This is a genomic window from Paracoccus wurundjeri, assembly GCF_030678915.1.
Taxonomy (GTDB): domain Bacteria; phylum Pseudomonadota; class Alphaproteobacteria; order Rhodobacterales; family Rhodobacteraceae; genus Paracoccus; species Paracoccus onubensis_A.
In genome coordinates, this window is the sequence record NZ_JAUUTZ010000010.1 from 102,744 (window position 1) to 122,567 (window position 19,824).

A 19,824-nucleotide genomic window follows, 5' to 3' on the forward strand; every position below is an offset into this window, starting at 1 on the left:
ATGGCGCAGGAAAATCAGGCTCAGGTTTCTGAAGCCACCGGCCTGTCCGAGCTGGATGAATTTTCGGACATTCTGAAACAGACCATCAAACCCCGTTCGGAAGTTGCTGCCAAAGAGGTGGACAACGCCGTCGTGGCACTTGTTCGCGAGGCGCTGGACGATCAGACCGTCATCGCCGAGGATGTGATCGACACGATCGACGCGATGCTGTCGAAGCTTGACCAGAAGCTGACCGAGCAGTTGAACGAGGTCATCCATCATCAGGAATTCCAGACGATCGAGTCGTCATGGCGCGGCCTTGCCTATACGGTCAATAATTCCGAAACCGACGCGTCGTTGCGCGTCAAGGTGATGAATGTCTCGAAGAAAGAGCTTCAGCAGATGTTCCGGCGCTATCCGGGCGCGAAATGGGACAAGTCGCCCCTGAACCGCGTCATATACGAGGCAGAGTTCGGGACGCTTGGCGGCAAGCCTTTCGGTGCGTTGATCGGGGATTATTATTTCGATCACAGCACGGCCGATGTGTCGCTTCTGCGTGAAATGGGCAAGATCGCCGCAGCGGCCCATGCGCCCTTCATTTCCGCATCCGCGCCCGAGCTTCTGGGCATGGATAGCTGGAACGAACTCAGCGTGCCGCCCGATCTGTCCGAGATTTTCGATACGCCGGAATATGCCGCATGGAACGGGCTGCGCGATTCCGAGAATTCGCGCTATGTCGCCCTGACCATGCCGCGTGTGCTGGCGCGTGAACCCTATGGCCAGAATTCGAATTCGGTGGTCGAGGAATTCAACTTCGAGGAAGAGACCGACGGGCATGAGGGCAAGAAATTCTCGTGGATGAACGCAGCCCATGCGCTGGCGGTGAATATCAACCGCGCCCATAAGGAACATGGCTGGACCGTTCAGATCCGTGGCGTGCAGTCAGGCGGTGAGGTTCTGAACCTGCCGGCCTTCAATTTCGACACCGGCGACGGTTCGAAGGATCTGAAATGCCCGACCGAGATTTCGATCACCGACCGGCGCGAGGGCGAATTGTCCAAGGCCGGGCTGATCGGTCTGATCCATCGCAAACATACCGACAAGGCTGCCTTCATCGGCGCGCAGACCTTGTATCGTCCCAAGAAATACGTGGATGAACAGGCGACGGCATCCGACAATATGTCCTCGCGCCTGCCATATATTTTCGCGGTGTCACGCTTCAGTCATTATTTGAAATGTATGGTCCGCGACAAGATCGGGCAGAGCCCTGATCGCCTGCAACTGCAGACCCAGCTCCAGACCTGGGTCAACAAATATGTTTCGGGCAATCCGGAAAGTGCGACCGAACGGGAAAAGGCGAAGAAACCGTTGGCCGGGGCGAAAGTGGAAGTGGTGGAAGACGAGGAAAACCCCGGTTATTACATGGGAAAATTCTATCTGAAGCCGCATTTTCAGTTGGAAGGCATGGACATCGGTATGTCTTTGGTTTCCAAGTTACCCAAGGGTAAATGACTATCTAGTATGGCTGCCGAAGTAAAAGGAGCTTAATATGGCTGTCGATATCTTTTTGAAACTTTCCAACAGCATCAAGGGTGAATCCCAGGACGATACGCATCGCGACGAAATCGATGTTCTGGCATGGAACTGGGGTCTGACCCAGTCCGGCACGACGCATATCGGCTCGGGCGGCGGCGGCGGCAAGGTCAATGTGCAGGACATCACCCTGACCAAATATGTCGATCTGGCCACCAATGACCTGATCAAGCGTGCCACTTCGGGCGAGCATATCGAAAATGGCGAGTTGATCGTCCGCAAATCGGGCGGCGCTGCACCAGTCGAGTATTTCCGGATCAAGATGGAAAACATCATGATCACCAGCTATAACACCGGCGGCGCGAAAGACGGTCTGGACCGCATTCAGGAAACCCTGACGCTGAATTTCCGCAAATTCGAAGTGGTTTACACGCTTCAGGAAGATTCGGGTGCGCCCGGCGCCGAAACCATGTCCGGCTGGGATATCGCCGAAAACAAGGAATGGAGCGCCTAAGCTCTTTGATCCTTGTGATCTAGGCGGGGTCGGTGCGCATTCACGTGCCGGCCCTGTTTTATTTGGTTCGGGATGATCCTAACATGATCCTCAGTCAGACGGTCAGGAGGACCCATGTCATCACGTCGCGTTCCCGGTGCTCCGGGTGACAACATCGCGCGGGGCGGGCTGCGTGAAATGTCATTGCTGCATATCTTCCGGGATTCGGCCGCTCGTCGCGATTCACGCGATGGCACAAGGCACTATACCGAAGGTGAGCGAGACCTGACTTTGGTCAGCCAGAAACGCCGGGAAGGCGCAAGCGAAGCGTCCTTGCGCCGCAATCTGGCAAGGGATATCGCCAATCTGATGAATACGATCCGTCTGGATGTCGTCGCGGATCTGTCGGATACGCCACGGGTGCGCGACTCGATCGTTAATCATGGATTTCAGGACATGGATTCATTGTGGCGGCACAACCGGACCCCGGGCGATCTGGCCAATGCGATCCGTATCGCCCTGATCCGCAGCGAGCCGCGCCTGCGGGCCGACAGTATCGAGGTGCGGGTGGATGAGAACGATGCCTCGGCCGAGCAAAGACTGACCTTTGAAATCATGGCCGAGATGATCTCGGACCCCACGGATATCCCGCTGCAATTCTATGCCGAGGTGGATCCGGCGGCGGGCAAGGTGGCGATGAAGCGGATGCAGGGCGAGGGATGAAGAAGGCTTTCCGCGACGCCTATGAGCGTGAGCTTGATATTCTGTATGAACGCTCGGCCGAGTTCGCCGAGGAATTTCCCGGGCTTGCCGACCGTCTTGGTGGCGTCCTGCGCGAGAATATCGATCCGACGATTGCCGGGCTTCTGGAAGGAACCGCCTTTCTGGCCGCGCGGGTACAGCTTAAGCTTGACGAAGAGTTCCGGGGCTTCACCACCGAACTGCTTGAGCAGATTTTCCCCGATGCGCTTGCGCCGATTCCCAGTTGCATGGTCGTGCAGGCCCCTCCGACAACGAAGGATTCGGGCGATCCGATCGTCAGGAATTATCCCCGCGGAACCTATCTGGACGCGAATTTCCGCGATTCCGACACCCGCGTGACATGCCGCTTCAGCCTGACCTCGGCATTGAAGGTCATGCCGCTGGCGATCTCGGAACTGACCTATCACGACCGCACGACCGCGCTTGGCAGTCTTGGTCAGGACCCCGACCGTGCGACCCGCGCCGGGCTGCAGCTTGACCTTCGGACCACCCATGATCAGCCGCTATCTTCGTTGAACGAGGATGAGCTGAGTTTTCATCTGACCGCCGACATGTTCAGGGCAATCGCCCTCTACGAGCAGATTCACTGTAATGTCACGCGCATCTCGCTGCGCTGGTTGCGACCGAATGGCGATCCGGTTTTCCTGCGTCTGCATCCCGACCAGATCCAGCAGATCGGATTCAACCGGGACGAGCAGCTTTTTGACCGCCAATCCACCCTGTTCGAAGGTTTCTCTCTTTTGCGGGATTTCTTTGCTTTTCCCCGCCGCTTTCTTGGGTTCCGCCTGACCGGGCTGGCTGATATCCTGCGCAGGATCGACACCGACCAGATGCAGGTGATCCTTGAATTCGACCGCGCGGACGAGGATCTGGCGCGATTGACGCAGCCTGGCGATATGCGGCTGAACTGCGCGGTTGCGATCAACCTGTTCGAAGAGGGATCGAACCAGATCCGGCTGGACGATAAACGGCATGAATATGTCGTCACGCCCGATTCCAGCCCGATGACCAATTACGAGGTGCATCGCATCCTGAGGGTCCATGCCAGTTTCGGGACAACCAATGACCGCGTGGCTGTTCAGCCGCTATATGCGTTGCCGCAAGGCTCGGTCGCGCAGCATTCGACATATTACTTTACCAGCCGCAGGAAACCGCGCCGTCTGACACAGGCCGAACGCAGTCACGGGACACGCAGCGGATATCGCGGAACCGAAACCTATGTCTCGATCTACGAGCCACCGGAAGCGATCGTGGGGCGTCGTGCGCACCGGCTGCATTTACGGACATTATGCTCGAACCGGCACCTGCCCGCCGCGCTGCCGCTGGCACGGTCCGAGGATTTCCATGTCGTGACCGACAGCGATATGTCGGTGACCTGCATCAACGGCCCGACCGCGCCCCGCGAAGCGATGACCGAAACTGAAAAGGCGGGCCCTCATCGCATGGGGCAGGGGGATGTCTATTGGCGGCTGATCTCGTATCTGGCACTGAATCATTTCGGGCTCGACGATCGTTACGGCAGGGATGGCGCGGCCAGTCTGCGCGAAATCCTGACCCTGTTCGTCGACCTGTCGGACAGCGTGACCGAGGCGCAGATCGACGGGCTTGTCGAGTTGAAGGTGCGGCCGATCACCCGCTCGCTTCGCCGGGCCGAGGGATATTTTCCGGCGCGCGGGCTGGAGATTGCCGTGACATTCGACGAAACCGGCTTCGAGGGAAGCGGCGTCATCCTTCTGGCGGCGGTGCTTGACCGGTTCTTTGCCGAATATGTCACCATCAACAGCTTTACGCAGATGGTGACGATCAGCAAGCAGCGCGGGTTGATCAAAAGATGGCCACCCCGCACCGGGACAGGCCCCCTGATATGAGCGTGGAGGGCGCGCATATTCTGGCCTTGCTGCGGCGGCTTGAACGCGAGGCGTCGGATCGTCCTCGTATCGGGCGCTCAAGCAGGCTGCGTGACGATTTCGTCGAGATCGGGCAGGATCCGCGGCTGGCCTTTCCGGCGCGCGAAGTCGAACTGGCAGAGCCGCAACATGGAAACAGGACCAGGTTACGTGCGCAGTTCATGGGGTTTTTCGGGCCGAATGGCGCGCTGCCGCTTAGCCTGACCGAAGAGGTTCTGCGCTGGCAGGAAGAAGGCGAGGACGGGTTTGTCCAATTCGTCGATATTCTTGCGGCGCGGTTCTATCAGCTTTTCTTCCGCGCCTGGTCCGATGCCCATGCGATCAGTCAGCATGACCGCCCCGACGAGGATCGCTTTGGAAGATATATCGCAGCCGTCGCCGGGATCGGCAGCCCGGCTTTCCGGCAGCATGACAGTTTCCCCGATATCGCCCGGCTGCCGCTGGTTTCGCTTTTCGGCGGGCGGGTGCGCAGTGCTGTCCGGCTGCGCCAGATGGTCGAAAGTTATTTCGGCCTTACCGCCGATGTGGACGAGCATATGCCCACCTGGCTTGAATTCGAGGCAGATGAACGCCGTGGATTGGGCTCGGGCGGTGCTTTGGGGCGGGACGTGTATCTGGGCGCGCGGCTGAAGTCGATCAATGAAAAGATCTGCATTCACCTGCATATTCCGGATGTCGAGACATATCGCAGCTTTTTGCCGGGACAGGAACGGCACGAGCGGCTTTCCGATCTTGTGTATTGGTATCTCGGCCGCTCTTACGAGGTCGATCTTGCCCTGACCCTGCCGCCATCAGAGATCCCGCCGGCTCGGATGGGAGAGACGATTTCACTGGGCTGGCTTGCCGCATTGACTCCTTCCGCCGAAATGCGGGCGCAAGAACGTATCGAGATTTCACGATTTGCCCTGACCCACGGGGCCTGAGAAGCAAGAGGCCAAGAATGACCGCGATCACCATCGAGAAATTTGCAGGCAAGATGAACCGTGTCGGTTATGACGCCTTCCTTCAGGCGATGCGGCAGGCGCGTTCGGACGGGAATCGCAATGTCGAGCTGTGCCATTGGCTGTTTCATGCGATCTCGAACCAGAATTGCGATATCTCGCTGACATTGCGGGAATCCGGGCTCGACCGGGCGCAGGTCCTGAAGGATCTGGACCGCGCCATGGCGTCGTTGCAGAAAAACGTCACCGAGACGCCGGGGATATCCGAACGGTTGGCGGATGGGCTGAATCATGCATGGACCTATGCCTCGCTGTTCTTCGGCGAGGCGCAGATCCGCACCGGGCATCTGCTGGTGGCGCTTCTGAACGACAATCAGTTGCGACAGGCGCTGCTGCAATATTCCGGTGTGTTCGACAAGCTGTCCCCCGATCATATCGGCCGCGAGGCACGCACGATCTGGGCGGATTCGGAAGAAGAGGACATGCGCCCGATGGATGGCAGCGGGCTGCGCCATGCCGGGGGGGCGGCTGCCGGAGGGCAGGGGGCTTCGACGGCGCTTGGCCGGTTCTCGGTCGATATGACGGCGGATGCGGCGGAAGGAAGGATGGATCCGGTCGTGGGCCGCGACGACGAGATCCGGCAGATCATCGATGTGCTGATGCGCCGCCGCCAGAACAACCCGATCCTGACCGGCGAGGCAGGCGTGGGCAAGACCGCAGTGGTCGAGGGGTTTGCGCAGAAGCTGGCCGCGGGCGAGGTGCCCCCGGCGCTTAAGGGGATGCGGCTGCATATGCTGGATATTGGCGCGATGCAGGCCGGGGCCAGCATGAAGGGTGAGTTCGAACAGCGGCTGCGCTCGGTCATCGATGAGGTTCAGGCCAGTCCCACGCCGATCATTCTGTTCATCGACGAGGCGCATACCCTGATCGGGGCAGGCGGTGCGCAGGGCACGGGCGATGCCGCCAATCTGCTGAAACCGGCGCTGGCGCGGGGAACGCTGCGCACCATCGGCGCGACGACATGGGCCGAATATCGCAACTATTTCGAGAAGGATCCCGCCCTGACCCGCCGTTTCCAGCCCGTGCAAGTGGATGAACCGGATATCGAGACGGCCTGTTACATGATGCGCGGTCTTCTTGGGCCGATGCAGGATCATCACAAGGTGCGCATTTCGGATGCTGCGGTCGAGGCGGCGGTGAAGCTGTCGGCGCGTTATCTGCCCGCCCGCCAGCTTCCCGACAAGGCGGTGTCGCTGCTGGATACGGCTTGCGCACGGGTGGCGGTCAGCCAATCGTCGATCCCGGCACGGATTGCGGATTTGCAGGCCGCGATAGCCTCTCTTGAATCCGAGATCGCGGCGAAACAGGGCGAACGCGAACTGGGTGCCGCGTCGGATGCAAGGCTGGCGGAACTGGATGAGGCGCTGCAATCCAAAAAGGATGAACTGGCAGCGTTGCAGCAGGCTTACGAATCCGAAAAGGCGATTGTCGAGAATATCCTGTCGCTGCGCACAAGGCTGGCCGGGGAAAGCGGAGAAGAGGTCGATCACGACGCTATCCGCACCGAACTGACCGAGGGCATGGCCAAGCTGGCGGGAATCAATGCCGATGACCGGATGATCTATCCGCATGTGGACGATCAGGCCGTGGCCACCGTCATCAGCGACTGGACCGGCATTCCGGCGGGCCGCATGGTGGCGGATGAGTTGCAGGCGGTGCTGACGCTGGCGGATCACCTGAAAGAGCGGGTGATCGGGCAGGATCAGGGCCTGCAGATGATTGCCCGCCGGGTCGAGACGGCGCGGGCGGGGCTGGGCAATCCGGAAAAACCCATCGGGGTGTTCATGCTGTGCGGCCCCTCGGGCGTCGGCAAGACCGAAACCGCGCTTGCGCTGGCCGAGGCGCTTTACGGCGGCGAACAGAATGTCATCACCATCAATATGTCCGAATTCCAGGAGGCGCATTCCGTCAGCCTTCTGAAAGGCGCACCTCCGGGCTATGTCGGCTATGGTGAGGGTGGCCGTCTGACCGAGGCGGTGCGGCGCAAACCTTATTCCGTGGTGCTGCTGGACGAGATGGAGAAAGCCCATCCGGATGTGCATGAACTGTTCTTTCAGGTCTTCGACAAGGGCCAGATGGAAGACGGCAACGGACGCCCGATCAATTTCCGCAACACACTGATCCTGATGACCTCGAATGTCGGCACCGGCACGATCATGAATCTGGCGCCCGAAGGCGTGATCGAGGATGAGGAAACGCTTGAAGTCTCGATGAAGGAAGAATTGCTGGGAACCTTTCCACCCGCGCTTCTGGGCCGGATCGTCTCGATCCCCTATGTGCCGCTGAGTGCCGAAGTTCTTGGCGGGATATCGCGCCTTAAGCTGGGTTCGGTCAAGCGGCGGATGAAGGATTCACAGGGCGCGAATCTGCTTTGGGACGATGCGGTGATCGCCCATATCGTCGATCAGTGCCGCGATCCGGATAGCGGTGGCCGGATGATCGATAATATTATTACCAATTCGATACTTCCGGATTTGTCACGCCAGGTTCTTGGCCGTATGGTAAACGGAGAGGATATGCAGGACGTGACCATCAAGGTTGAAGACGGGAAGTTCCATTACGAGTTCCAGTGACGGAGAGAAGAATGCCGGATCAGTTCGATTGGGTCGTCGTTTCGAAATTCGGCCGGGATATCGGGGCCATAGGGTTCATTGGCGATGATGTTGTTGCCATTGCATCCTATTTCGATGGCCGGGATGGCAACAAGGATGGCGAAGTCAGTTTGATCGAGCGTGTGGGCTCTTCGCTGTTCGGCATGGAGAATGCCGGAGTGGCAGAAGTCGCCATGGCTGCCCGCAATGATGTGGATATCTATCTGCGCGACCCGTCGATCCGGACTGTCGCCGCGGATATCTTCACTTCATTTGCTGCCGGTCTGGTCGCGGATGGGATCTGGCAAAGTTATTTCCGCGCCGGGGTCCGCAGTGCCGCAACAGGGGTAGCGGCAAGCATTACCTCTAACAAGATCAAGCAAGTGGTGATCCGGAAAGGCTTTGAAACTGTGGCGCGACGCGCGTTTACCGAAGTGACGACAGGTGTCTGATCCGGGCTGAACGGATCGGGCCAAACCAACGGGATTGCGGGAACCAATTCATGTGTTCACGCATTCCTGCTAAAGAGGGCCAAGCGCCCGTCTCAACAAGAAAGGGAGAGTACCAGATGTCAGGTGTCGGTTGGTTTATGGCAATCATTCTGGGCGGTATCGCCGGATGGATCGCCGAAAAAGTCATGAAGGCAGATCACGGTCTGCTGACGAACATCATTCTGGGTATTGTCGGTGCCTTGCTGGGTAACTGGCTGGCGCGGCTGATCTTTGGCACAACCGCCGGGGGCTGGATCGGTCAGCTTGTGATCGCCGTGATCGGCGCCTGTATCCTGATCTGGGGCTATCGCGCCATACGTAGCCGCGGCTGACAAGCGGCGGATCTGCGAAATCAAAGGGCCGGTGCGGAACAGCCGCACCGGCCCTTTTGATGTGATCGCCGGCGATGTGACCGCCGTCAACGATCAGTCCTTGTCGTCGTCGCCTTCTTCTTCCTCGTCATCCTGATCGGGCAGGTTGAAGAAGCTGTCCGCATCAAGCTCTTTTTCCTTCTCGGCATTGTCATCCTTTGACAGCGAGAAATTCTCGAGCCCGGCAATCGCGGTCGGCAACCGTGCCTCTTCGCCCATGGCCAGCGAGGTTTCGGTGCTGACCAGCTTGCGGCGTTCGTCATCTGTCATCACCTCGCCCTCGGCGCCGCGCTTCTTGGCGGCTTTCTGAACGGCGGCGTCAAGTTCGGACTGACGGCACAGGCCAAGCGCGACCGGGTCGATCGGCTGGATGTTCTGAATATCCCAATGCGTCCGTTCGCGGATGGCGTTGATGGTCGGTTTGGTGGTGCCGACCAGCCGCGCAATCTGGGCATCGGCGAGTTCCGGATGGAATTTCACCAGCCACAGGATCGCTGCGGGGCGATCCTTGCGTTTGGACAGGGGCGTGTAGCGGGGGCCACGGCGCTTTTCCTCGCCCTCGGCGGCGGGGTTGTGCTTCAGGCGCAGCTTGTAGGCGGGGTTTTCCTCTCCGCGCTTGATCTCTTGCGGGTCAAGCTGATTCGAGGCGATCGGATCATATCCCTTGACGCCGGCCGCCACATCGCCATCGGCAATGCCCTGCACTTCGAGTTCGTGCAATCCGCAGAAATCGCCGATTTGCTTGAAGCTCAGCGTGGTATTGTCGACCAGCCAGACGGCGGTGGCCTTGGCCATCAATGGCTTGTTCATGTCAGTCTCCTTCGCGTCTCTGCCCCGATTGCATGTCCCCTCCGTGCCGGGAAAACGGCTTTCGGCGGGGGCCATTCCTCGTTTTCGGGGGAATTGTCCGTGCATATAGCGATTTCCATGCGGTTAGAAAAGGGGATTCGCGCAATATGGGCTGGACGATGCCGGTCATGCGGCTAGGGTAACGCCCATGAGATACCTGATCGCCACCGCCATGTGCGCCCTGTGCCCGCTGACCGTTCATGCTGAAGATGTCGCCGGCGAGTTTGACTATTACATTTTGTCGCTTAGCTGGTCGCCGTCATGGTGCCGGAACGAAGGCGACGGAAGGGACGCAGCGCAATGCGACACGGGGCGCAAGACCGATTTCGTGGTGCATGGCCTGTGGCCGCAATACGAAGACGGCTGGCCGGAATATTGCGCAACCGATGAACGCGATCCGTCACGCCGCGAAAGCCAGTCGATGCAGGATATCATGGGTTCGGGCGGGCTTGCGTGGTATCAGTGGAAGAAACACGGTCGCTGTTCCGGCCTTTCGGCGCGCGGCTATTATCAGGCAATCCGCGACGCGGCAGAACAGGTCCCTGTTCCCGAGGTGTTCGACGATCTTGACAAGGATATCACCCTGCCTCCGTCCGTGGTCGAGGATGCCTTTATCGAGGTAAATCCGAACCTGACCCGCGAAGGCATCACCGTGACTTGCAGCGGCGAGGCGCTTCAGGAGGTGCGGATCTGCCTGACCCGTGATCTGGAACCGCGCGATTGTGCCCCGGACGCAAGCTGGGATTGTTCGCGGGGCAAGCTTCTGATGGAGCAGGTGCGGTGATGATCTTGACCGTCCGACGCGCCGGGTCTAACCCCATGCCATGCTATTGAGGAGAAACGCATGACCGCCCCCTATTCACTGCTTGTTCTGCCCGGTGACGGGATCGGCCCCGAAGTCATGGCCGAGGTGGTCAAGGTGATCGACTGGTTTCAGGCCAATCGCGGGATGAGCTTCGATGTCAGCCACGATCTTGTCGGTGGCTCGGCCTATGACAAGCATGGCGTGCCGCTGGCCGATGAGACGATGGCGAAGGCGCAACAGGTCGATGCGGTGCTTCTGGGCGCGGTCGGTGGCCCGAAATACGACGATCTCGATTTCAGCCTGAAACCCGAGCGGGGCTTGCTGCGCCTGCGCAAGGAAATGGACCTGTTCGCCAATCTGCGGCCTGCGCAATGTTTCGACGCGCTTGCCGATTTCTCGTCGCTCAAGCGCGAGGTCGTGACCGGCCTCGATATCCTGATCGTGCGCGAACTGACCTCGGGGATTTATTTCGGCGAGCCGCGCGGGATCCATGACGACAACAATACCCCGGAAAACGAGGGCGGCCGCGTGGGCATCAACACCCAGCGTTACACCAGCGGCGAGATCCGGCGGGTGGCCCGTTCCGCCTTTGAGCTGGCGAAGCGGCGCGGCAACAGGGTCTGCTCGATGGAGAAGGCCAATGTCATGGAATCCGGCATCCTCTGGCGCGAAGAGGTGCAGTGGGTGCATGACAATGAATACCCGGATGTCGAGCTGTCGCATATGTATGCCGATAACGGCGCGATGCAGCTTGTCCGCAATCCGCGCCAGTTCGACGTGATCGTGACCGACAATCTGTTTGGCGATCTGCTGTCCGATGCGGCGGCGATGCTGACCGGTTCGCTTGGAATGCTGCCCTCGGCCAGCCTTGGCGCACCGATGGAGAATGGCCGGCCCAAGGCGCTGTATGAACCCGTGCATGGCAGCGCGCCGGATATCGCCGGGCAGGGTAAGGCGAACCCGATCGCCTGTATCCTCAGCTTCGCGATGGCGCTGCGCTACAGTTTCGATCAGGGCGATGCCGCCGCCGAACTGGAGCGGGCGGTCGAGAAGGTTCTGGCGGATGGCGCGCGCACCGCCGATCTGATGGGGCCGGGGGGCGGAACGCCGGTCAGCACCTCGGAAATGGGCGACAGGATCGTCGCGGCACTTTCCACGAGGACATGAATGCGGCTGACCGGCAATGCCGCCGGTGCCATGTTGCAACTGGCGGCGATGGGCCTTTACGCGACCCATGACGCCATTATCAAGGTTCTGGGAGAGAGCTACCATTCTTTCCAGATCCTGTTCTTCTCGTCGCTGCTGTCATTTCCGCTGGTCTCACTGATCCTGCTGCAGGATCCCAATCCCGGCACGCTCAGACCCAACAGCCCCGGCTGGGTCGTGTTAAGGGCATGCTGCGGCATCACGGCGGGACTTTGCGGTTTCTTCGCCTTCTCGGTCCTGCCGCTTGCGCAGGTCTACTCGATCCTCTTCACCACGCCTCTGCTGATCACCATCCTGTCGATCCCGCTGCTGGGTGAGCGGGTCGGATTGCATCGCTGGGGGGCGATCCTGTTCGGTCTGGTCGGTGTGCTGATCGTGCTGCGCCCGGGTGCGCAAAACCTGGAGCCCGGCCATTTCGCCGCCATGCTGGGTGCTGCCGCAAGCGCCAGCGTCGCCGTCATCACCCGCAAGCTGGGCAGAAGCGAGCGTCCCCTTGTGCTGCTGATGTGGCCGATGCTGGGCAACCTGTTCGTCACCGGCACCGCGCTAAGCGTGACCTATCAGCCCATGCAGCTTACCGATCTGGCCCTGACCGGCGTTATTGCTTGCCTTGGATTGGCGGGGGCGTTTCTGGTCATTCTCGCCTATCGCGCGGGAGAGGCCGCGCTTGTCGCGCCGATGCAATATTCCCAGATTCTGTGGGCGACGGTCTATGGCTGGTATCTGTTCAGCGAGATGCCGGATGCGGCGACACTGACCGGTGCCGGGGTGATTATCGGTTCGGGTCTTTATATCGTCTGGCGGGAAAGCCACGGCGGGAATTCGGACAACCGCCCAGCGATGGTGGCCCGCCTGCGCACGGAATCGGTGACCACGCCCAAATCGACCATTCTCCAAAGAATATGGCGCCGCCGGAAATGAAGGGCCTTGCATTCCCGCGCCTGCCGCGCTACCTGCCCATCCTACGGTCGGAGCGTAGCGCAGCCTGGTAGCGCACCTGCTTCGGGAGCAGGGGGTCGGAGGTTCGAATCCTCTCGCTCCGACCATTTGTGCTTCCTGTGGATTGCAGAGATATTCTGCCTTTCTGGCACATAAACTTCCTTTGATGTAGTGATTCTGACCTATCTTAAGTGGCTGACGAAGCCGTTGAGCGTAGTCTGATCCTGCATGAAGTGGACACCCGCAAGTACCCACTGAGTTTCTTGATCGTTGGCGGCGCGCTCAGCGCATAACAGGGTGTTTCTGGACCTGATCCTGAGGATTCGGGGCCGATTTTTGTTCTTCTCAGGCCGCTCCGGACGGAGCCAATCCCGTCGCTGCGCGGCGCTCGTGGAAGATCTTCGCATTGGCCCGGGAGGTCGCCTGCGGCATCGGCTTGCCCGCTGGCTTGCGGCGGTGGATGCGGCTGGTCAGCATGCGGTCTGACAGCCAGGCCGATTCTACCGGCGCTAGCTGGTAGTCGTTCAGTTTGAGTATAGTTCTTCTTGCATGCTGCGAAATGCAGCCCGAACTGCTGGTAAGCCTCCTAGCTTTGCCTTGCCCTCGCTAACGCTGCCGTATCGAGCGGCCAGGAATACTCCTAGTTTTCTCGTCGCCAACCTTAGACCGCCGGAAGCTGGATTTTTCCGACAAAATTTCCGGCACGCTGTGGCAGAAAGATGCAGAGGCGTGGATTTGAGATGATCACTTTTATATAGCTTGCTGGAGTTGGCCCATGCGACCTCGAAAAATCTTGGGTTCGCGCATCGGGACGATGTTCATGTCAGCTATGGCGAAGAAACAATTACGGAAACCAATCTGCTGGAACTTCGTCGCCGCCATCCTACAATTGTCACTTTGCATACATTCGGAAAGAAGAAAGAGGCTCTGAACGGCGCGGACTGGGAATGGCACATTATCGGACGGCGCGGGAAGTTCCGAATGCGGGTTCAGGCGAAGCGATTGCAGAAAAACGGCGCGCTGAAGATACCACACAAGGTGAAATCGTCAGGCGCGCAGCAGATCGACTTGTTGAGCAAGGATGCCAAGGCCAACCGCTTGCAGCCTATCTACTGCATTTATTCTGCTGAGAACCAGCGTAACCACTGGGCCACAAAGCCCACTCCGGGAGATTTTGTCGAATTCGAATACGGTTGCCTGCTTGTCAGCGCGAATACTGTGAAGGCGATTGCTCCGAAGGCTCTGGGCGATATAGAGACACATTGCATCCCTTGGCATTATCTGGTCGAACGCTGTCGGTATGTCGGCGCCGAAGTTTCAGACATTTTGGAAGTGGACGGCTCCGAGATGCGCTTCGTGATAGCTTCTGGAGTGTTGTCTTCAGTTACAGATGAGGCGCGTGCCATTGATAGCGTCGCCGTTAGGAGTTTCCCGACGCTCGACGAATTGAACGCTTCAGTTGGGCCAAGTCGGGAGATCGACGGCCTAATTGATGCCAATGACCCCGAATACGAGCGACGTTCCAGTGAGGAGGAGTACCGCGAACGCAGAATAGGGCGCCTCGTTGAGATTGATGTCCGCGAGATTCCTGTCGCCGAAGATGATGACGAGGACGCTGTGTGAGGAAGAGGCGTCGGGAAGGACAACGCGAAATTCGAACGTTCGGTTCGAAATCGGTGGACCGGCAACGGCACGAACCGGCCATTGAGCGGTCTATCTGGGTGCCGCGCTGCGGCCCGTGGGAGCTGGCCATTCGCTGCGAGTGTTACCTGCCCAATGCCATCTGAGACACTAATCCGCGATTTACAGTAGCAAGGGGCTCCTGTTAGACAAGATACAGAAAAAGCGCGGGAAGCGCGGAGAGCAAAGGGATGGCAGGAAGATGGACGGCGCTGAAGCACTCGCACTCGAAGATGAAAGCGTGGCACTCTTAAGGGCCATCCGCTCAGAACTTCTTGATGAATACCGCCAGGAACATGACTGGCCCTGGATTATCGGATATTCCGGCGGAAAAGACAGCACACTGGTCGCGCATCTCGTGTTCGAGATGTTGCTAACGCTTCCGCCTTCGCAGCGCACGCGGCAGGTGCATATCGTTGCCAATGATACGCTCGTCGAGAGCCCGCTGGTTGTCCAGCACATCATTGACAGCATTGAAGAAATTTCCAACGCCGCCGAAGCGTTCAGCTTGCCAATCGTTACTAAAATCACGCGACCGGCCCCTGATCAGTCTTTCTGGGTGAATCTGATCGGGCGCGGCTACCCCTCGCCGAACCGCTCGTTCCGTTGGTGCACGGACAGGATGAAAATCCTGCCAACAAGCCGCTATATCAAGAGCTTGGCGGAAGAAGCCGGGCAAGTGATACTGCTCCTTGGAGTGCGCAGGTCCGAAAGCGCCACGCGCGCGGCCTCGGTGGGCCGCTACGACAATGGTGAGCGTTTGAATAAGCACAACGATCTACCTGGCTGCATGGTTTTCCGCCCCATTGTTGAGTTGGATACCGATGATGTCTGGGAATTTCTTGCGCTCAACGAGCCGCCTTGGGGCGGGTCGCATCTCAAGCTGATCGGTCTGTACCGTGATGCAGGTGGCGGCGAATGCCCGGTGGTCACGTCGAAGGATGATGCTCCGTCCTGCGGCACCACGTCATCGCGTTTTGGCTGCTGGACCTGCACTGTGGTGGAGAAAGACAGGAGCCTGGAAGGCTTTGTTGAGTCCGGCTACGCCGAGTTCACGCCGCTTCTCGACTTTCGCGACTGGCTTGCCTCTATCCGCAACGAGAAAGATCGCAGACAAGCCCGGCGGCGCGATGGCCGCATTACGATCACTGATGGCGGCATCTTTGTCCCTGGCCCTTTTACGCTTCAAACCAGAGCCGAGATATTCGAGCGCTTGCGCGCTCTGGAAAAAGAAACAGGGCAGAGCTTGATCACGGAAGAGGAAGTTGATCTCATTCACCAGCTCTGGTCAGAGGAAATCGCAGGCCATAGTAAAGCCAGAACCATGAGTGTTCGTGAAATTGTAAAGGAGAAGTAGATGCCGCGTAATGTTGTCGTGCTTCTCGATAACCTGGAAGGGCGCGCCATGATCAAGGACGCCTGCAAAGCCAACGGCATGCATTTTGCGGAATTCGAAGAGCTTGTTCAGGCGGAAGTCGAACAAACGGGAAAGCAGCGCCGTGCTGGCCTCTGGGATTCCTTTGACGATATTCTGGACCGCATTCAGGTGGACGAAAAATAACTTATGCACATTTCACAGATCACCTTGCGAGACTGGAAGGCCTATACGACGGCCAATTTCGATTTTCCCGCACCGGCAAGCGGCAAGAATATCATTCTCATTGGCGCGCCCAACGGCTACGGCAAGACAAGTCTTTTCGAAGCTATTGTGCTTGGTATGTTCGGGCGCGATGGCTTGCCGCTCATTGCCCGCTCTCCGTTCTCAGGAGCGGATAAAGAACGGCTTGCCACATCCTACAAGAACTTCCTTGAAAAGGCGCTTCACCGGGGTGCGACAGCAGCAGGCCGCACATCCTGTTCCGTAAAGCTGATCTTTACCGATGAGAATGACGAGCCGCTGGAAATCCAGCGTATCTGGCACTTCAGTGATTCCGGCGTCTACCGCGCGCAGGACGAAGAAATTCATATTTATGAGGGCACGACGCGCAAAGCTGTTGGTCCGGGCGCGTTGCAGGGCAATGACCGCGCGGACTGGTTTCGTGAGTATATAGCCGAGAATCTATTGCCGTTCACGCTCGCACATTTCTTCATGTTCGACGGCGAACAGGTAAGTGTTTTGGCTGAGCGATCAATGTCGGATCAAGTGCGGCATGGTATCGAAGGCATGCTTGGAATGCCTGTTTTGAAGCGGTTGGCAAAAGACTTGCGCGCTTATGCGGAAGTGCGCCGAAAAGATTCGCCCAATGTTTCTGATAAAACAATCGAAAAAATTGAGCTAGAACGCCACCAGCTTAATTTCGAGAACGATAAGAAGACCGACCGCCTTGCTGAAATAGAACCGTACCGGGCGACCCTCAAAGAAGAACAGGAGCATCTAATCCGAGAGCTGGCGAGCTTTGGCTCGGGGTCACAAGCTTTGCTTCAAGAGCAATTCGAGCAAATTAAGAACCATGAGCGCGCTATCGAAGGCGGGAATGCCCAGCTTGAAGAGCTGCTTATGAAGGATTTGGCATTGGCGCTTTCCGGCCTTGGCCTGCGCAAGAGCATCAAGGATCGGCTCTTGAGTGAGGGCGTGCGGGAGCGTTGGGAAAGTGGAAAAAACCAGGGCGATAGTAATCTGGAGCGCTTCTTGGCTTCAGTTGATACCGGAATGCAGGAGATCAATCCTTCCTTGAGTGACGGCCAACGGGAAGGCGTGCTGGATAGCGCGCGAGGTGCCTGGGAAAAACTCTGGTATCCCCCGCCCGATAACTGCGCTGATGAGTACTTGCATCCTTATCTGAACGAGCTGGAGCGCTCCAAGGTGATCGACCGGCTGGATGAGCTGGATGAGCTGGGGGCTCCGGCGATTGTAGAACTTTTGAGCACGATCGCGGCCAATGAGGATTCCCTGAAGCGTCTGCAAGATGAGGTGACGCGCACCGAAGCTGTTGCGCCGCATGTCGATAAAAAACGCGAACGCCTGACCCAGGTGAACGGCGAGATTCAGCAATATGATCAGGAGATCGGCGCACTGAAGCGTGAAATGGCGTCTTTAGAAACTCAGATCAATCAGAAGAACACAGAATTGACGAAGCTTTCCGGCCAGCTTGATCAGGCCGCGCCATCTGCGCGGCGCGCCGCGCGTGCCAACAAGGTTGCGCTGATGGTCGATGAGATTGTCGCCAAGGCTGTGCCGAGCCAGATCGATGCGATTGCTGCTGCCATGACGAAGGCACACCGTGCCATGGCCCATAAGAAGGACCTGGTGGAGCGGATCGCGATTGACGAAAACTGCGATGTACAACTGTTGAATACCGATGACATGGATTTGCGGGGCTATGACCTCTCGGCGGGCGAGAAGCAGATTTTTACCCAAGCCCTGATATCTGCGGTGTCATCCGTTTCGGGACGCGGCTTCCCCATGGTGGTCGATACACCGCTAGGGCGACTGGACATCGAGCACCGCAAAGGCGTCCTCAATCACCTGGTGCAGCGCGAGCATCAAGTCATCCTGCTCTCGACCAACACGGAAGTCGTCGGAGAGTATTTGCGGGAAATCGAGCCGCATGTCCAGAAGAAATATCTCGTTCATTTTGAACGGGTTGGAGATATTGGGCAATCGACAGTCCGGCCCGGCTATTTCGAAGAGACGGGAGGTCAGGCATGAGCATCTCCCTTGTTGAAGTGGCGGGCGCGAATTTTCGTACCGATTATGACAGCGACAAGCTGAACACCGATTTCATGGGACGGCTCGGGATGCGCAAGCGCTATCTGCCCGCGCGCTTGGCGATTTCACGGTCCTTGGCAATGAATGCGCCCGTACAACTGCCGGATGAAGAATTCGATCAAGGCAAGGTGATCAAAGGAGATACGCTATTTGGTACGGGCACGGCCTTGTCGGTCTGGCTAGCGCTGATTGTAGAGCGAACCGGCGAGCCGGATATTGACACCAAGCGCCTGATTTCTCTGGTCGGTGCCCATTGGCGGCGCGGGTTGGCCAAGCTGGATGAAGAGTGGGGGCAGGCGGGAGAGGATATTGCGAGGTTCGTGCGCCACTTGGCCGAAGTTGCCGAATTGCCGACTTCTGGTGGCCGGTTGCTCTTCTCCGGCGCTGAGGGCGAAACTGGTGTCACCTTCTCCAGCGGTGAGATCAAAGTGCCCCTGGGCGAGATTGGCGAAGATGTTTCGACCAAGGAGAAAGTTTTCTGGAGCCTGAACGGCAAGGGCAGCGCGCCGCATACCGCGATCATGGGCGGAAGTGGCTCGGGCAAAACGGTTATGGCGGCTGCGATGCTGCGCTCGGTTCGCGAGCAAGCGCCGGTGCCGCTGATTGCGTTCGATTTTAAGGGTGACTTGGCAGACTTTACCGGAACGCAAGGACAAACGGCCCTGGGTGAAGCCTTTGAAGCGAAAGTTATTGAGCCTCCGCGTATGCCAATCCCTCTGGACGTGCTCGCACTCTCTCAAAAGGATCAGTTCGGGATTGACGAAGCCGCGCTTCGCTTCCGTCAGTCCTTCTCACGCCTGAAGGGCTCCAAGCTTGGCGACCGGCAACGCAACTATGTCCATGAGGCGGCGGCGCGGGCTTTGTCGAGCGAAGAGCCTTGCGAGATGCATCATATCCGTGACCGCCTGCTGGAAGTCTATGAAGAACATGAGGCCAAGGAAGACGGCGCATCGTCCAGCATGGAGGAGCTGTGTCGCTTCCCGTTGTTCGAACCGAAGATGTCTCCGGCGGAATTCTTCCAAAAGAGCTGGATCATTAAACTGCCACCCAATGTACCGGAAGATAGCCGTACGATCGTGGTCAATCTTCTTCTGGACGCGCTAGACCAGCATCTAAACGGGCTTGCCGATGCCGAGACAGGAACGGATGGCGCGCGCGGCTTGCGCGTACTGTGCATGATTGATGAAGCGCATCAGATACTCGGCACAAAGCTACCTTCACTCTCTCGCCTGATCCGCATGAGCCGCTCGAAAGGTGGTGCGGTGATGCTGGTTTCGCAATCCCCAGATGACTTCTCGGGTGAAGATGACGAGTTCCTCGACAACATGGGATTGGTCGCCGCCTTTGCGACAAACGCCAAGCCCGGCGCAGCCGCCCGTGTGCTTGGCAAAGGCGCGAACCTTACTAACCTGCAAACAGGCCAATGCTTCGTCCGGTTCGACAAGACAACGAAGAAGGTCAAGGCATGGTAGGTTGCCAAGGGCGCGGATCAGGTGGCGTATGCGGAG

17 protein-coding genes and 1 tRNA gene are annotated in these 19,824 nt (G+C 58.5%); 17 read left to right on the top strand and 1 reads right to left on the bottom strand.

Annotation, left to right across the window (positions count from 1 at the left end):
* The 8 genes from tssC to Q0601_RS12005 all read left to right on the top strand — a co-directional run bounded on the left by tssC (window position 1) and on the right by Q0601_RS12005 (window position 9,089).
* Complete coding sequence (gene tssC, locus Q0601_RS11970; protein ID WP_305290061.1) at window positions 1-1,491, top strand: type VI secretion system contractile sheath large subunit; 1,491 nt, start codon at window positions 1-3, stop codon at window positions 1,489-1,491.
* Window positions 1,492-1,528: 37 nt separating this feature from the next.
* Entirely contained in the window at window positions 1,529-2,026 is a 498-nt protein-coding gene (locus Q0601_RS11975; protein WP_305290062.1) for an Hcp family type VI secretion system effector, read from the top strand.
* A 114-nt stretch (window positions 2,027-2,140) separates the two neighbouring features.
* Window positions 2,141-2,728 (top strand): type VI secretion system baseplate subunit TssE, encoded by a 588-nt coding sequence (locus Q0601_RS11980; RefSeq protein WP_305290063.1) that lies wholly within the window; start codon window positions 2,141-2,143, stop codon window positions 2,726-2,728.
* On the top strand, window positions 2,725-4,635 hold the full coding sequence (gene tssF, locus Q0601_RS11985; protein ID WP_305290064.1) for a type VI secretion system baseplate subunit TssF: 1,911 nt from the start codon (window positions 2,725-2,727) through the stop codon (window positions 4,633-4,635). Before Q0601_RS11980 ends, tssF begins: the two co-directional genes overlap by 4 nt.
* Window positions 4,632-5,597 carry a type VI secretion system baseplate subunit TssG gene (gene tssG / locus Q0601_RS11990; protein ID WP_305290065.1) on the top strand — a complete coding sequence of 322 codons (966 nt, stop codon included), beginning with the start codon at window positions 4,632-4,634 and terminating at the stop codon, window positions 5,595-5,597. Before tssF ends, tssG begins: the two co-directional genes overlap by 4 nt.
* A gap of 17 nt (window positions 5,598-5,614) precedes the next feature.
* Window positions 5,615-8,248, top strand: coding sequence for a type VI secretion system ATPase TssH (gene tssH / locus Q0601_RS11995; protein WP_305290066.1), 2,634 nt, complete (start codon window positions 5,615-5,617; stop codon window positions 8,246-8,248).
* 11 nt (window positions 8,249-8,259) lie between these two features.
* The gene (locus Q0601_RS12000) at window positions 8,260-8,718 is read left to right on the top strand and encodes a hypothetical protein (RefSeq protein WP_305290067.1); all 459 of its coding nucleotides are present in this window, start codon (window positions 8,260-8,262) and stop codon (window positions 8,716-8,718) included.
* Window positions 8,719-8,834: 116 nt separating this feature from the next.
* Window positions 8,835-9,089, top strand: coding sequence for a GlsB/YeaQ/YmgE family stress response membrane protein (locus Q0601_RS12005; RefSeq protein ID WP_305290068.1), 255 nt, complete (start codon window positions 8,835-8,837; stop codon window positions 9,087-9,089).
* A 93-nt stretch (window positions 9,090-9,182) separates the two neighbouring features.
* On the opposite strand, the gene Q0601_RS12010 is transcribed toward Q0601_RS12005, so the two are convergent.
* Window positions 9,183-9,938, bottom strand: a complete 756-nt coding sequence (locus Q0601_RS12010; RefSeq protein WP_305290069.1) for a DUF1013 domain-containing protein — start codon at window positions 9,936-9,938, stop codon at window positions 9,183-9,185.
* A gap of 187 nt (window positions 9,939-10,125) precedes the next feature.
* Here Q0601_RS12010 and Q0601_RS12015 point away from each other — a divergent pair, with 187 nt between their 5' ends.
* The 9 genes from Q0601_RS12015 (at window position 10,126) to Q0601_RS12055 (ending at window position 19,788) form a co-directional block, all read left to right on the top strand.
* Window positions 10,126-10,761, top strand: a complete 636-nt coding sequence (locus Q0601_RS12015) for a ribonuclease T2 (RefSeq protein WP_305290070.1) — start codon at window positions 10,126-10,128, stop codon at window positions 10,759-10,761.
* A gap of 60 nt (window positions 10,762-10,821) precedes the next feature.
* Complete coding sequence (leuB, locus tag Q0601_RS12020) at window positions 10,822-11,949, top strand: 3-isopropylmalate dehydrogenase (protein WP_305290071.1); 1,128 nt, start codon at window positions 10,822-10,824, stop codon at window positions 11,947-11,949.
* Window positions 11,950-12,909, top strand: coding sequence for a DMT family transporter (locus Q0601_RS12025; protein ID WP_305290072.1), 960 nt, complete (start codon window positions 11,950-11,952; stop codon window positions 12,907-12,909).
* A gap of 48 nt (window positions 12,910-12,957) precedes the next feature.
* Window positions 12,958-13,034 (top strand) — tRNA-Pro (locus Q0601_RS12030).
* 652 nt (window positions 13,035-13,686) lie between these two features.
* Entirely contained in the window at window positions 13,687-14,550 is an 864-nt protein-coding gene (locus Q0601_RS12035) for a DUF6615 family protein (protein WP_305290073.1), read from the top strand.
* Window positions 14,551-14,809: 259 nt separating this feature from the next.
* Window positions 14,810-15,964, top strand: a complete 1,155-nt coding sequence (dndC, locus tag Q0601_RS12040) for a DNA phosphorothioation system sulfurtransferase DndC (protein WP_305290074.1) — start codon at window positions 14,810-14,812, stop codon at window positions 15,962-15,964.
* Window positions 15,965-16,168 carry a hypothetical protein gene (locus Q0601_RS12045; RefSeq protein ID WP_305290075.1) on the top strand — a complete coding sequence of 68 codons (204 nt, stop codon included), beginning with the start codon at window positions 15,965-15,967 and terminating at the stop codon, window positions 16,166-16,168.
* 3 nt (window positions 16,169-16,171) lie between these two features.
* A complete protein-coding gene (dndD, locus tag Q0601_RS12050; RefSeq protein WP_305290076.1) occupies window positions 16,172-18,256 on the top strand; it encodes a DNA sulfur modification protein DndD in 2,085 nt (694 codons plus the stop codon).
* Entirely contained in the window at window positions 18,253-19,788 is a 1,536-nt protein-coding gene (locus tag Q0601_RS12055; RefSeq protein ID WP_305290077.1) for an ATP-binding protein, read from the top strand. The genes dndD and Q0601_RS12055 overlap by 4 nt, the downstream gene beginning before the upstream one ends.
* Window positions 19,789-19,824 lie beyond the last annotated feature (36 nt).